A 14,333-nucleotide genomic window follows, 5' to 3' on the forward strand; every position below is an offset into this window, starting at 1 on the left:
TCGGCCGCTCAGGAACCGAGAGCCGGTCCGAGGGTGTGTGTGCGCCACTGCTCGGTGCTGATCGATTCCGGTTCGGAACCGTTCGCCGCGAACGCGTTCTCCGCGGACGCCCCGGTCACCGGCCAGATCGTGTCGCCGAGCAGGAAACCCCGCCCCTCGGGGGATTCGACGACACGCGCCTCCGCGGGCAGGCGTGCGGCGACCTCCGCCTCGTCGAGGATCGGCAGTCGTTCGTCCAGCACGCGCGCCGACAGCGCCTCGGCCACCGAACGCCGCTCCACCCGCAGCATCCGGCCGCCGACGATCACGTCCATCGTGCGTTCCGGGGAGGGCACCGCGAACCCGTCGAGCGCCGCCAGCGCACCATCGACGGTGCGGCAGCCGTCGAACCCGTGGGCGTCTGCGCCGAAATGCCGCAGGCCCGTCGGCGCTCCCGCCCTGCCGGTACGGGTGGCCTGCACGACGTCGATCGGGACACGGCCGCACGGATCCTCCCCCGAAACCAGCGCGTGGCCCTGCGGCGAGCGGAGCAGCCCTGGCCCTTCCTTCCACGGAACCGGCAGCACCACCGGTTGATACGGCTGGGCGGAGAAATCCCGGTTCCAGAACGTGACCGTCGTCCCGCGGTCCGTCTGGTGCGCGATCCCGAAGGAGTCCATCGCGTCGATCCACATCAGATCGGCGCTGAACGCGTCCACGAGCGACCGCTGCCGCGGGGCTGCGGTGCCGTCGACGGCGGTGAATCCGTCGGGACCGAGTGCCTCGACGTTGCCGGAGAACGTCGGCTCCTTGGCACGGAGCACGAACTGTCCCGCACCGTTCCAGCCGGCGGCCTCACCGGTCGTGTCGGTGAACATGAGGTAGAACCAGCCCTCGACGTGCACCACCGCCGGCTGGCCCGCGCCGTAGGTGTTATCCCTGGTCGTGTCGTGCGAAGCCCGTGCGATCGGCGTTCCGGTGCGCTTCCAGCTGCGGCCGTCGGTGCTGGTGGCCAGGCCGATGGCGTTGCCGTGATCGTGGCTGCCCGCCGCGCCCGTGTAGTACAGGTAGTACATCCCGTTCACGCGGATCACCGACGGGTCGCACGTGTGCTTGCCGTCGAACGAGCCCGGCGCACCCGACAGTGCGACCTCGGGAATGCCGCCCCCCGGCGCGCGGAACGGCCCATCGAGCCCGCCGGACCGTGCGTACAGCAGATCGTCCCCCGGCGGGCGGGCCCTGCCGTACTGGCTGCACCACCACATGCGGGTCGTGTCACCGTCACGCATCGCCGTCGGGCCGTAGTTGTAGGGCGCGTCGGCGCCGCCGTGAGCGACCACGCCGCCGCTCTGCCTCCGCCGGTCGACCTCGAGCGCGACCTGCTCCTGCTGCACCGACGGGGTCCGGGGCGTGCGCGAGGCGCCGCTGTCACCGTCGTCGTCGCGGGTCTGCGCGTCGCTCGGCGTGCAGGCGGCGACCAGCGCCATGCCGACCACGACGGCAGCGGCCGGCCTCGCCTGCCGGGCGTGCGACCCCGTTGCGCGCCCGTCCCGGCTCCGCCGGCTCCGAGGCCGATTCATCGCGCCGACCACATCCGTCCCTCCCCGTACGTTCTCCCCCGAACGTCACACGCCACACGGCGCCGCGCCGCATGCCCGCCGAACGCCATCCAGGTGGACGCTCAGTGTACGACCCCCGTCACCCGGTAGTGGGCTGCCGTGCCGGTCATCCTACGAGGATCACTCGGCGTGACGCGCCAGCCACTCGAGCGCGAGTCGGTAGCCGTCGATGCCGAACCCTGCCAGCACGCCCGTCGCGATGTCGGACAGGACGCTGTGATGCCGGAACTCCTCCCGCCGGTGCACGTTCGAGATGTGCACCTCCAACAGCGGCGCCGACAGCTGCGCCGCGGCGTCGCGGACGGCGATCGAGTAGTGCGTCCACGCGCCCGCGTTCAGCACGACGGGAGCACCCAGGTCCGCGGCCTCGTGCAGCCAGCCGACCATCTCGCCCTCGTGGTCGGTCTGCCGCACCTCGACCTCGATCCCCTGAGCCGCGCCCGTCCCGGTGCACAGGTCGACGAGCCCGGCATAGGTCGTCGAGCCGTACACGCCGGGCTCCCGGGTGCCGAGCCTGCCGAGATTCGGCCCGTTCAGCACGAACACCGTCACAGCAACAGCCCTCCGTTGCCTGCCGAGCCGGCCGCGTCCTCGGCCGCGACCACCGAGTACGCCCCGGCCAGCAACGCGGGGTCCGGACCTTCGAGCCTGCCCGGCTTGGCGAGCCCGTCGAGCACGACGAACCGGAGCGTGCCGGAGCGGGTCTTCTTGTCGGAGCGCATGTTCTCGAGCAACTGCGGCAGCGCGTCGGCGTCGTAGCGGGTCGGCAGGCCCAGCGACCGCAGCACCGTGGCATGCCGGTCCGCCGTCGCGTCGTCGAGCCTGCCCGCCAGGCGGGCGAGTTCCGCGGCGAACACGAGCCCTACGCTGACCGCCGCACCGTGCCGCCAGCGGTAGCGCTCCCTGCGCTCGACCGCGTGGCCGAGCGTGTGCCCGTAGTTCAGGATCTCCCGCAGGTCCGATTCCCTCAGGTCCGAGGCGACGACGTCCGCCTTGACCTGGATGGCCCTGCGCACCAGTTCACCCAGCACGTCGCCCTGGGTGTCGACGGCGGCAGCCGGGTCGGCCTCGATCAGGTCGAGGATGACCGGATCGGCGATGAAGCCGGCCTTGACGATCTCGGCCATGCCCGCGACGAGCTCGTTCGGCGGCAGCGTGTCGAGGGTGGCGAGGTCGGCGAGCACCGTCGACGGCTCGTGGAACACCCCGACCAGGTTCTTGCCCGCCTCGGTGTTGATGCCGGTCTTGCCTCCGATCGCGGCGTCGACCATGCCCAGCAGCGTCGTCGGCACGTTCACCAGCTTCACGCCGCGCATCCACGTCCCGGCCGCGAAGCCGGCCACGTCGGTGACGGCCCCGCCGCCCAGTCCGACGACCGCGCCGCGGCGGTCCAGGCCCATCTGGCCGAACACGTCCCACAGGAAGTCGGCGACCTTGAGCGCCTTGCCGTCCTCGGCGTCCGGGATCTCGACCCGGTGGGCGTCCAGGCCCGCCTCGGCGAGCTCGGCGCGCACCGCCTCGGCGGTCGTGGTCAGCGACGGCGGGTGGATCAGCGCGACCGTCGATGCGTCGCCGACGGCCTGTGTGAGCTCGCCGAGCAGCCCACGACCCACCATGACCTCGTACGGCCGCGCGGTGCGGACCTCGATGCGGACCGGTTCGGTGGTCATCCCCTGCTCCTCGTCATCTTTCGTGGGGTCGTCATGTGCCTCGGGGCGCCGCGCGGGACGGATCGCCGAGGCGTTCGAGCACCTCGGCGACGATGTCGTCCGGGGTGCGGTCGTCGGTCTCGACCTCGCAGGTCGCAACCTCCCGGTAGACGGGCAGCCGCTCGTCCAGCAGCGCTTTGTACGTGGCCCGCGGGTTGACACCGGTCAGCAGCGGGCGGGCGGTCGACAGGCCCGTGCGCCGCACGCCCTCGGCCATGCCGACCGCGAGGAACACCACGGTGTGATCGGCGAGCCTGCGCCGTGTCCCCGCCGCGAGCACGGCGCCACCGCCGAGTGCGTAGACACCGTCGTGCTCGGTGAGCGTCCGCGCGATGGTGCGCTCCTCGATGTCCCGGAACGCCGGTTCACCGTCCTCGGCGAAGATGTCGCTGATCGCGCGCCCCTCGGCGGCTTCGATGTCGGCGTCGGCGTCCCGGAAGGCGACACCCAGCCGGTCGGCGAGCAACCGTCCGACCGTGCTCTTGCCCGACCCCGGTGGGCCCACCACGACGACCGGCCCCTGCGCGGGGCTCATTCCGCGCCGCCGCGCCGCCACCACTCGTCGAGCGAGGCGAGATACCCGTCGGCGTTGCGCCGGGACTCCGCGAGCGAGTCTCCGCCGAACTTCTCCAGCGCGGCGTCGGCCACCACGAGCGCGACCACCGATTCCAGCACCACTCCGGCGCGCGGCACGGCACACACGTCCGAGCGCTGGTGGATGGCGACCGCGGCCTCGCCCGTCTCGACGTCCACTGTGGACAGCGCCTTGGGTACGGTCGAGATCGGCTTCATGGCGACACGGACCCGCAGCGGCTCGCCGTTGGTGATGCCGCCTTCGAGGCCGCCCGCGCGGTTGGAGCGCCGCGTCACACCGGCCGGTCCGGCTCCGCGGTCGATCTCGTCATGGGCCTGGCTGCCCCACCGGTGCGCGGTGGTGAAGCCGTCTCCGACCTCGACACCCTTCATCGCCTGCACGCCCATGAGAGCGCCGGCGAGCTTGGCGTCGAGCCTGCGGTCCCAGTGCACGTGCGAACCGAGTCCCGGCGGCAGGCCGTACACGATGACCTCGATGACGCCTCCGACGGTGTCACCCGCCTTCCGCACCGCATCGACCTCGGCGACCATCGCCTCGGTCGCCTCCTCGCCGAACGCCCGCACCGGGCTCTCGTCGATCGCGGCGAGGTCACCGGGCTGCGGCAACGGCCCTTCCGGCGCCTCCGCACCACCGATGGACACGACGTGGCTGACGACCTCGGCCCCGAGCAGCTGGCGCAGGAACGCCCGCGCGACGGTGCCCAGCGCCGTCCTCGATGCCGTCTCCCGTGCACTCGCGCGTTCGAGCACCGGCCGTGCCTCGGGGAAGCCGTACTTCTGCATCCCGGGCAGGTCGGCGTGGCCGGGCCGCGGCCGGGTCAGCGCCTCGTTCCGCGCCAGCCCTTCGACCGAGGCCGGGTCGACGGGATCGGGCGCCATGACCTTCTCCCACTTCGGCCACTCCGAATTGTCGATCTGCACGGCGATCGGGCCACCCTGGGTCGTGCCGTGGCGAACGCCGCCGACGAAGTCGACCTGGTCGGTCTCGAAACCCATCCGCGGGCTGCGGCCGAAGCCGAGCCTCCTCCGGGCGAGCTGCTCGCCGATGTCGGACGTCGTCACCTCGACGCCGGCCACCATGCCCTCGAGGATCGCGGCCAGGGCCGGGCCGTGGGACTCACCTGCGGTTATCCAGCGCAACACGTCGTCGATCCTGTCACGTCGCGGCTGCGTGACCGCAGCTACCCGGGAGCAGGCGTGATCGCGCCCATGCCGGAGCCGGTGACCACGGATGCCGCCGGCTCCGCCCCGCCGTCCAGCGCGGTGCCGGGGAAGGCCACGACCAGGCACGCGCCGAGCACCATGCCCGGCCCGTGCGGCACGGCACCGCCCGTCGGCCCGCGGCACCTCCGCCGCCTAGCCCCCCGCCGACTCGCCTCCCATCGCCGCCTAGCCCACCGCGTCGCGCAGGCACCCGCGAGCGTGACGACCGACGCCACAACGGCCGTGACAACGAGCGCGGACCAGCCGACCGCGCCGGCCCCGCCGCCGAGACCGGCGGCCAGCTTGACATCGCCCGCGCCCATCGAACGCGGCGACACCGCCCGCACCAGCGCATGCACCGCAGCGAACCCGATCGCTCCCGCGACGGCCCGCACCACGAGCCCGGTGCCCACCTCCACCGCACCCGCCGCGACGGTGTCCAAAGCGAGAGCGCTCGCCGCGACGGCCGCACCGACCAGCAGGGCGAGTGCCGCCGTGAGGACGTCCGGCAATCTGCGGTACCGCAGGTCCGCCGCGACCAGCGGTGCCGCCACCGCGAACACGGCCAGCGGCACGGGCAGCCACCAGCCGGGCAGGCCGCCCGCCGACCAGCGCCGGCCGAGCCAGGCCCAGGCGAGCGCGGTCACCACGGCGCAGCACCCGGCAGGCACGACGGCGGGACGCCGCGCACGAGCCGCCACGCGGCATCCCGCCCACGCGACCGCCGCGCCTGCGGCAGCCGCCACGATCGTGATCATCCATTCCCGGAACACGCACGCCAGCCTGCGCCGGATCCGTGCCGGGACCAAGCCGTCGTGTCACGAGCGGTGCCTCGCCTGTCACGCCGGCAGCAGATCCCACCCGGCCGGACCACAACCACCGTCACGAGTGGACCGTTCGCACCACCACGGGTGGGACCCCCACGGCGCCGCGCCGTGGGGGTCCCGCCGCGGCGCACGAAACGACCCGCCGCGATCTCGTCGACGGTGGCCACCGGAACCGCGTCGACCCGCTGCGTCCCGCGCCCGCCCGGCGCCGGTTCAGCCGCCCCAGCTGAACAGCTCGTCGCCTGCCTCGACCGGGCTGCCGCTCGGGGCGGGCTGCAGGGACTCCTGCTGTGCATCGAGGGCGATCACGGGCACCACCGGCGCGTAACCGGCGGCCAGTACCGCGTCCGGGTCCCAGCCGACCACCGGCTGACCGGCCCGCACACGCTCGCCCTTCACCACGTGCAGCGTGAAACCCTCGCCGTGCTGCTTCACGGTGTCGATACCGAGGTGCACCAGCACGGCCGCCCCGTCGTCACCCGCGACGACGAACGCGTGCGCGTGGACGGTCGTCAGCGTGCCGTCGATCGGCGCCACGGCATCGGCGTGGCCGCCCCGCGGCTGCACCGCGATCCCGGGACCGACCATCGCCTGGGAGAACACCGGGTCGGGCACGTCGGCGAGTGCCGTCACCGTGCCGCCGACGGGGCTCCGTACGACGCGACCCGCCCCCGTCACAGCAGGTCCTGGATGTCCTCGGCGATCGTGTCGGCCTCCGGGCCGACCACGACCTGCACGACGGAACCGGCCTTCATCACGCCGTGCGCGCCCGCCTGTTTCAGCGCCGCCTCGTCGACGACGGATCCGTCCTCGAGCTCGCACCGCAGCCGCGTGATGCAGCCTTCGATCTCGACGACGTTGTCCGCGCCGCCCAGAGCCGCGAGGATCCGCCCCGCCCTCTCGTCCGCCATCGCGGCCTCCCGAATCGCTCCTGCTGCGCCCGTCCTGGCGCAGCCTCGTGATGTGTCGGCGTCCCGGCTGTTCCACCGGGTCGCCCCGGTGCTCGTCTTCCCCGGTGCTTGCCTGTCTCCGTGTTCGTCCTTCTCGGTGTTCTCGCGCTGTCGTCCCCGCCGTTCGCGCCGGTCCCGGCACCGCTCCACACGAACAGTAGCGGGTTGACACCCGGTCGAGCGACGGAGCATTCTCCCTCCCCGACCTAGTGGTCTAGACCGGAATCTATCACCGCGACCGCCTCCGGCGCGGCTTCGGCGAATCGCCCGCGGCCACGGCCCGATTCCCGCTAGCCTGTCCGGTTGCACCCCGCGGACCACGTACACCCGACGATCCGACCCCTCGACCACGTACCCACCGGAAGGACGCTCATGAGCGATCGAGCGCAGGGCAACCGCAGAAGCCTCGCCGGCCTGCAGCGGTTCGGGCGCAGCCTCATGCTGCCCATCGCCACACTGCCCGCGGCCGGCCTGCTGAACCGTCTCGGTCAGTCCGACATGCTCGGCCGCTGGGACGCCACGTCCGGCATCGCCGACGTGTTCGTCGCCGCCGGTGGCGGGCTGTTCGACTGGCTGCCGCTGCTGTTCGCGGTCGGCATCGCCGTCGGTTTCGCGCGCAAGGGTGACGGCTCCACCGGTGTGGCCGCGGCCGTCGGCTTCGTGGTGTTCAGCAAGGTCGTCCAGGTGTTCGCCCCGATCGAGGAGATCGAGGGCTACTACGAGCAGACGTCCGAAGGCATGGTCGAGCACACCGAATGGCTCCTCCAGCCGATCAAATGGCCCTACAGCGTGCTCTCGGGCATCGTCGTCGGCCTGGTGACGGCTGTCCTGTGGCAGCGGTTCCACCGGGTGAAACTGCCGCAGTACCTGGCGTTCTTCGGCGGCCGCCGATTCGTGCCGATCGTCAACTCGTTCGCGCTGCTGCTGCTCGGCGTGGTCTTCGGCCTGGCGTTCCCGGTCATCGACGCGGGCATCCAGGCCGCGGGCGAGGCCGCGACGAGCGACGCCGTCATCGGCGGCGGCCTCTACGGCACGCTGAACCGGCTGCTCATCCCGGTCGGCCTGCACCAGCTGCTCAACGTGCCGCTGTGGTTCGTGTTCGAGGGCGGCGACATCAACAACTTCTTCGCGGGCGACCCGAACGCGGGCGCGTTCATGACGGGATTCTTCCCGATCTTCATGTTCGCCCTGCCCGCGGCGGCCTTCGCGATCTGGCAGACGGCCAAGCCGAGTCAGAAGAAGCTCGTCGGCGGCGTGATGCTCTCCTCGGCCCTGACCGCGTTCCTCACCGGCATCACCGAGCCGATCGAGTTCGCGTTCATGTTCGTGGCGTGGCCGCTGTACCTGATCCACGCGGTGCTGACCGGCACGTCGATGATGCTCGTCAACGCCCTCGACATCCATATGGGCTTCTCGTTCTCGGCGGGCGGGATCGACTTCCTGCTCAACATGACCGCTCCCGCGGCGAACAAGGCGTGGCTGCTGATTCCGATCGGCCTGGTGTACGCGGCGATCTACTACGTCGTCTTCCGCTGGGTGATCACCAAGTGGAACCTGCGCACACCTGGCCGTGAGGACGACGACGCCGACCCCGGAGACAGCGCCGACAGTGCCGACGACCGCAAGGAGTCCCCGGCCAAGGCCGACGCCGGAACCGCCGCCGGCAGCGCGGCGCGGACCGGCCCGGAGTCCGCGGGCGGCGCCGCAGGATCGACGGGTGCAGGGGGTGGCACCAGCAGCTGACACGCGCCGCGCCCGTGGCCGGAGAACCGGCGCCGGTTCTCCGGCCACGGGAGGACGGCGGGTCCACCACGGCCCCGTCCCGAGCGGCCGACCGCGCCCCGGCCCGGGACGGCCCAACGCTTAGGGTGGCTCGCATGGACAGCCTGCGGTTGATCGAACAGTGGCCGGTTCCCCACGCGGCGGCGGCGGTCGTCGGCGCCGACGGGACCGTGCGCGGCACCCACGGCGACACGACACGCGTGTTCCCGCTCGCGTCGGTGACGAAGCTGCTCACCGCCTACGCCGCGCTGATGGCCGTGGAAGAGGGCGTGGTCGAGCTCGACACGCCGGCCGGCCCGGAGGGTGCGACGATCCGGCACCTGCTGGCCCACACGGCCGGCCTGGCGTTCGACCAGCACAAGGTGCAGGCACCGCCCGGGCAGCGCAGGCTCTACTCCAGCGCCGGCTACGAACAGCTCGCCGACGCCCTCACCGAGAAGTCCGGGATCCCGTTCGGCGACTACCTGACCGAAGGGGTGCTCACACCCCTGGGCATGACGTCGACGGCGCTGACCGGCTCCCCCGGCGCGGGCGCCGAATCCACAGTGGACGACCTGGTGCGGTTCGCCGCCGAGCTGTTCCGGCCGCGGCTCATCGCCCGCTCCACGCTGGACGAGGCGACCCAGGTGCAGTTCCCCGGCCTCAACGGGGTCCTACCGGGGCTGGGACACCAGAAACCGAACGACTGGGGCCTCGGCTTCGAGATCCGGGACGGCAAGGACCCGCACTGGACCGGAACGGCGAGCTCACCGCGCACGTTCGGCCACTTCGGACAGTCCGGCACATTCCTCTGGGTCGACCCGGACGCGGGCCTGGCGTGCATCGCGCTGACCGACCGCGACTTCGGGCCGTGGGCCGTCGAGGCTTGGCCCGTGTTCACCGACGCGGTGCTCGCCGACCGCTGAACCGGCCTGCCGGGGCAGCCACCGGTTACAGCGACATCACGCGGATCGGTTCGCCTGCCTGGTAGGCGGCGATGTCCTCGACGGCGTCCCGGTAGAACACCTCGTACAGATCGCGCACGACGTAGCCGATGTGCGGGGTCAGCACGGTGTTCGGCACCGCCCGCAGCGGGTGGTCGGCAGGCAGCGGCTCGGTGTCGTACACGTCGAGTGCGGCACCGCCGATGCGGTGCTCGCGCAGCGCGTCGAGCAGGGCGGCCTCGTCGATGATCGGCCCGCGCGAGGTGTTGACCAGCCACGCGCTGGGCTTCATCGTCGCGAGTTCGGGAGCTCCGATCAGGCCACGGGTGCGGGAACTGAGCACCTGATGGATCGTCACGACGTCGGACTCGGCCAGCAGCTGCTCCTTCGGCACCGCGAGGACGTCATGCTCGTCGGCCTTCTCCTGGGTGAGATTGGCGCTCCAGGCAATGGTGCGCATGCCGAACGCCTGGCCGATCCGCGCGACCCGCGCCCCGAGCCTGCCGAGGCCGATCACACCCAGCGTGGCGCCCTGCAGGCTGCGGCCGACCGACGTCTGCCAGCCGCCCTCGCGCACGGACCGCGTCTCGTCCGGGATCCCGCGCATCGCGGCGAGGATCAGCGCCCACGTGTGCTCGGCCGTCGGATGCGGCAGGTAGCCGGTGTGCGAGACGACGATGCCGAGTTCCGCGGTGGCCTTCAGGTCGATCGCCGGGTTGCGCGCGCCGCCCAGGCTGACGATCAGCCGCAGGTCCGGCAGCCGCCGCAGCACGTCGCCCGGCAGCGCGGTGCGCTCCCGCATGGCGACGACGACGTCACAGCCCGCCAGCCGGTCCACCAGCGCATCCGGATCGGCGATGTGCTCGGTGAGCACGTCCACCTCGGCGCCGAGGGAATCCCAGTCGGCCAGTTCGCGGGCGATGTTCTGATAGTCGTCGAGGATCGCGATCTTCATGGCCACACGCTAACCCCTGTGGCGCTCGGGACCGAGTGACGCGCACCCGCGCGGCCACCCGCCGCGGACGGTCGACCGCAGGCGTCAGGGCACGAACAGGTCGACGCTGACGAGGTGATGATCCGAGGCGTCGCCCAGCCTGGCCAGCTCACTGCCCGGTTCCGGCCAGAACACACCGTCGGCGTGGGGAATCAGGCCGCGGGACGGCAGCACGTAGTCGATCCGGAGATTGCCGGGCGATGCGTCGTCGAAGTCGGCGGTGTCGAGCCGCGCGGGACCGGTGTGCTCGTCGTTGGCGCCGCCCTGCTGTTCGGCGGCGACGACGGCGCCCTCACTGGCGGGCCGCGTGTCGCGTACGAGCGGCGCGTCGAGCAGTTGCGTGGCGGCGGCGTCGACACTGTCGCCGTCATGCGGATCGGCGTTGTAGTCGCCCGCGATGACGAACCGCTCCCCCGGTTCTAGTCCGCCGCGGCCGCCCTCGTCGTCGTAGATGTAGCGGCCCTTCCCCGGCGTCACGTAATCCGCCCAGAAGCGGATCTCGTCGTGGTTGCGAGTGCCGTTGCGATCCTCCTCGCCGTCGAAGCTCGGCGGGGTGGGGTGTGCGGCCAGCAGGTGCACGGTGCGGCCGCCGACCTCGATCGGCACGTCCCAGTGCGACTTCGACGACAGCCGCAGCACGTCGAGGATCTCGTCGGAGTACCAGTCGCCGCGCTCGGGCGTTGCCGGGTCGTCGGGCAGCGTGGCCCCTGGCATGTCCTTCCAGCCGGAACTCCCGGAACGTGCGCACGGCCCCGGTGTCGATCGGGTGTTTCGACAGCACGAGCATGCCGTACTGCCCCTCGAAGTTCCCGAAGCCGTGTGCGTCGTCCGGCCCGCCGGTCTCGCCGTCCCGGTTGAGATCGAACCCGGTGGGAACACCGGTGTTGACCGGGGCGGTGTAGGCGTGCGGGTACTCGATCGGCGCGGCGCCGCGCTGGCCGACCTCGAGGTAGTTGTCGCGGAACGCGTCGGCCGCCGCGCCGCCCTCGACGTGGTCGAACTCGTTCAGAAGCAGCACGTCGGGCCGGTTGCGCTGGACGATCTCGGCGACCTTCCGCGCCTGCTCGTCGTCTCCGGTGGACAGGTCGCGCAGCAGCTCGCCCTCGGTGGCGCGGTTCAGCGACGCGTTGAACGTCGCGAACCGCACGTCGTCCGGACCACCCCGGCCCGCACCCGGGGCTGCTGCGGCCGGCAGCGACGACACCACCAGCCCGGCCGACGCGGCCACACCGGCGAGCCCTGACACCCAACGCGATCGACGCACAGTTACCTCCCAGAAGTCGCGCCCCACCTTACGAGTGACGGATGAACGTGGGGCGTCCTTCGGGAAACGAGCTTCCGCCCGGCCACGCGGTCGACCGGGGGCTGCCCCTCGGCGCAGTCGGCTCAGTCGAGCGGCAGCGGGATCTCGCCGCCGGTGGCCTCGCGCAACGCGTCACGCATCGCCACGCGAGGCGCCGGTCGTCCGGTGAACTGCTCGACCTGCCCGAAGGCCTGGTGCAGCAGCATGTCCAGACCGGTCGCGGTCCGGCCGCCGCGCGCCGTCACGGCCTCGGCCAACGGCGTCGGCCACGGGTGGTAGATCACGTCGAGCACGCACGGCACGCCGGCCAGTGCGTCGAGCTCTGCCGCCACGGCCTCGGACGGCACGGTGCTGACCAGCAGGTCCGCATCGGCGGCGAGCGCGGCGATGTCGGTGTCCGCCCATCGCAGCACGTCGACGTCGAGTCCCACCCGCCGTGCGGCCAGGGTCGTCTCCGACGCCCGCGCCGGTTCACGGACGACCAGCGACACGGCCGAGACCCCCAGCTCCGCGGCGGCCACCACCACCGCGGCCGCCGTGCCCCCGGCGCCGATCACGACCGCACGGCCTCCGCCGGTGAAGCCGCCCGCGCTCCGCAGCGCACCGATCACGCCGTCGACGTCGGTGCAGTCGGCCCGCCATCCGGCGGCCGCCGGCACGAGCGTGTTGGCCGCGCCCACGGCAGCTGCCCGCGGCGTGGTCTCGGTGGCGTAGGCGAGCGCGGCCCGTTTGCCCGGCATGGTCACCGACAGACCCACCCACTCGGGGCCGAGACCGTCGACGAACGCCGGCAACCCCGCCTCGTCCATGTCGATGCGCTCGTACGTCCACCCGGGAAGGTCGAGTGCCCGGTACGCCGCACCGTGCAGCACCGGCGAGAGCGAATGGTCGACGGGCCTGCCGAGCACCGCGGCCCGGCGTGCGCCTCCGCTCACCACACCCCCTTGTTCTGCGCCCGCTCGACTTCCTTCTTGTGTTGGGGATACGTCTCGCTGAAGCACGAGAGGCCGTTCTCCTCGCACAGCACGAAGTACTTCCACGGGCCTTCCTTCGGGGACTCCGCCGCGGTGATCGCCTCCTGGCTCGGCGCTCCGAGCGGTGTGGCGGGCAGGCCCTTCCGGGTGTAGGTGTTGTGCGGCCCGTCCACGTCCCGCGCGTCTCGCTTCGTGCGGATGGTCGGGTTCTCCAGCGCGTAGTTGATCGAGGAGTCCATCTCGAGCGCCATGCCCGCGCCCAGCCGGTTCTCGATCACGCGCGCGATCTTGCCGAAGTCCGATTGCACACCTTCGACCTGCACGATCGACGCGATGATCAGGACCTCGTACGGCGAATGCCCCGAGCCCTGCGCGGCGTCCGGCAGACCCGCGGCCTCCAGCCGCGTCGCCGACGTCGTCAGGACCTCGGTGAGGAGCTTCCGCGCGTCCCAGCCCGGCCGGACGTCGTAGATCCCCGGCGTGATGAGGCCTTCGAGGCGATGTTCGGGGGCCTTCTGCTGGGCCGGTTCGGCGGCCCACGCCGGCACACCGAGCTCCGTGAGGTTCGTCGACCGCACCTCGTTGCGCATGTCCTCGACGCTGACGCACGTGTTCCGGCCGTTGAGGTCGGCGCACGAGGCCTCGGAGAGCAGGCTCAGCACACCGGGCTTCGGGCTGTCACCGCCCCGGTCGGCCAACCGGGTACCCGCACGGACCTCGGCCTGTCCCACCTGGGCGTCCGGTCCGACGAGTGTCTCGACCGCGCTGGCACCCGAGGCCTTGGTCTTGACCACGTAGTAGCCCGGCTGGATGGCCAGCACCCGCTGGTCGTCCTTCGCGGCCTCCACGAACGCGTCGGCGCTCGCCACGGCGTCGAGTTTGTCCATCTTGGAGGCGATGACACCCGTGGAATCGCCCTGTTCGACGTGCAGCAGGACGTCCTTCTCGCCGGAACCCTCGTAGTCCTCGTAGCCGAAGCCGAGCAGCTCCCGCGCCCCGAAGTACGCGCCGCCCGCGAGGAGCGCGAGCACGACGAGTGCCGCCACCCACCGGAACGCCCGCCGGCCGCGCCGCCGCTCGGTCGGGGGCGGGTCGTCGCCGTCGTCGCCGAGGATGTACGACGGTTCCGCGCGATCCCCGTCGTGGTCGTCCTCGTCCCGGTCGTCGTCACGGACGTCGTCGCGGCCGGCGTGGCGGTCGGCCTCGTCCCTGCCGTCCGCGTCGTGGACCGCCTCGTCGTCCGAGCCGTCGTCGTCGTAGTAGTCGGCGTAGTAGTAGCCGTCGTCGTAATGGTCGGCGTCGTAATGGTCGGCGCCGTAATGGTCGTCGGCCTCGTCGTGGTACGGGCCGTGGCCGGCCTCGTCGACGCGGCGCTGGCCAGGGTCGGCCACCGCGTCGCCGGCGAGGCCGAGGTCGAAGATCTGCGTCGGGCGTTCGTCCGGGTGCACACCGTCGTTCGGGCCCGGACGCGGCCGG

The 14,333-nt window shown here is 72.1% G+C and carries 13 protein-coding genes and 1 pseudogene; 2 read left to right on the top strand and 12 right to left on the bottom strand.

The features are described 5' to 3' along the window. Positions 1-8 precede the first annotated feature (8 nt). From LY12_RS23730 to LY12_RS23765, 8 genes are all read right to left on the bottom strand, one after another. On the bottom strand, positions 9-1,466 hold the full coding sequence (locus LY12_RS23730) for a family 43 glycosylhydrolase (protein WP_253859696.1): 1,458 nt from the start codon (positions 1,464-1,466) through the stop codon (positions 9-11). Positions 1,467-1,718: 252 nt separating this feature from the next. After that, positions 1,719-2,150: a type II 3-dehydroquinate dehydratase gene (gene aroQ, locus LY12_RS23735; RefSeq protein ID WP_253859697.1), complete on the bottom strand. Its 432-nt coding sequence runs from the start codon at positions 2,148-2,150 to the stop codon at positions 1,719-1,721. Then, a complete protein-coding gene (gene aroB / locus LY12_RS23740; RefSeq protein ID WP_253859698.1) occupies positions 2,147-3,268 on the bottom strand; it encodes a 3-dehydroquinate synthase in 1,122 nt (373 codons plus the stop codon). The genes aroQ and aroB overlap by 4 nt, the downstream gene beginning before the upstream one ends. Before the next feature lie 31 nt (positions 3,269-3,299). After that, positions 3,300-3,842, bottom strand: a complete 543-nt coding sequence (locus LY12_RS23745) for a shikimate kinase (RefSeq protein WP_253859699.1) — start codon at positions 3,840-3,842, stop codon at positions 3,300-3,302. Further along, complete coding sequence (aroC, locus tag LY12_RS23750) at positions 3,839-5,044, bottom strand: chorismate synthase (protein WP_253859700.1); 1,206 nt, start codon at positions 5,042-5,044, stop codon at positions 3,839-3,841. The genes LY12_RS23745 and aroC overlap by 4 nt, the downstream gene beginning before the upstream one ends. 38 nt (positions 5,045-5,082) lie before the next feature. Continuing rightward, positions 5,083-5,877, bottom strand: a complete 795-nt coding sequence (locus tag LY12_RS23755; protein WP_253859701.1) for a prepilin peptidase — start codon at positions 5,875-5,877, stop codon at positions 5,083-5,085. A gap of 267 nt (positions 5,878-6,144) precedes the next feature. Next, complete coding sequence (locus LY12_RS23760) at positions 6,145-6,609, bottom strand: PTS sugar transporter subunit IIA (protein ID WP_253859702.1); 465 nt, start codon at positions 6,607-6,609, stop codon at positions 6,145-6,147. Then, a complete protein-coding gene (locus LY12_RS23765; protein ID WP_253859703.1) occupies positions 6,606-6,842 on the bottom strand; it encodes a PTS sugar transporter subunit IIB in 237 nt (78 codons plus the stop codon). The genes LY12_RS23760 and LY12_RS23765 overlap by 4 nt, the downstream gene beginning before the upstream one ends. A gap of 411 nt (positions 6,843-7,253) precedes the next feature. Between LY12_RS23765 and LY12_RS23770 the strand changes: the two genes are divergently transcribed. Together LY12_RS23770 and LY12_RS23775 are read left to right on the top strand one after the other, a co-directional pair. Next, positions 7,254-8,624, top strand: coding sequence for a PTS transporter subunit EIIC (locus LY12_RS23770; RefSeq protein WP_253859704.1), 1,371 nt, complete (start codon positions 7,254-7,256; stop codon positions 8,622-8,624). A gap of 134 nt (positions 8,625-8,758) precedes the next feature. Further along, on the top strand, positions 8,759-9,568 hold the full coding sequence (locus LY12_RS23775) for a serine hydrolase domain-containing protein (RefSeq protein ID WP_253859705.1): 810 nt from the start codon (positions 8,759-8,761) through the stop codon (positions 9,566-9,568). Positions 9,569-9,593: 25 nt separating this feature from the next. Here the strand turns inward: LY12_RS23775 and LY12_RS23780 are convergent, their stop codons facing one another. The 4 genes and pseudogenes from LY12_RS23780 to LY12_RS23795 form a co-directional block, all read right to left on the bottom strand. Beyond that, complete coding sequence (locus LY12_RS23780; protein ID WP_253859706.1) at positions 9,594-10,541, bottom strand: D-2-hydroxyacid dehydrogenase family protein; 948 nt, start codon at positions 10,539-10,541, stop codon at positions 9,594-9,596. A gap of 84 nt (positions 10,542-10,625) precedes the next feature. Then, positions 10,626-11,871, bottom strand: a pseudogene (locus LY12_RS26375) (endonuclease/exonuclease/phosphatase family protein). Between the two features lie 95 nt (positions 11,872-11,966). Continuing rightward, positions 11,967-12,821: a shikimate dehydrogenase gene (locus tag LY12_RS23790; protein WP_372493620.1), complete on the bottom strand. Its 855-nt coding sequence runs from the start codon at positions 12,819-12,821 to the stop codon at positions 11,967-11,969. Further along, positions 12,815-14,305, bottom strand: coding sequence for an endolytic transglycosylase MltG (locus LY12_RS23795; protein ID WP_253859708.1), 1,491 nt, complete (start codon positions 14,303-14,305; stop codon positions 12,815-12,817). The genes LY12_RS23790 and LY12_RS23795 overlap by 7 nt, the downstream gene beginning before the upstream one ends. Positions 14,306-14,333 lie beyond the last annotated feature (28 nt).

The sequence above is a fragment of the Prauserella alba genome (genome assembly GCF_024171735.1).
Lineage (GTDB): Bacteria > Actinomycetota > Actinomycetes > Mycobacteriales > Pseudonocardiaceae > Prauserella > Prauserella alba.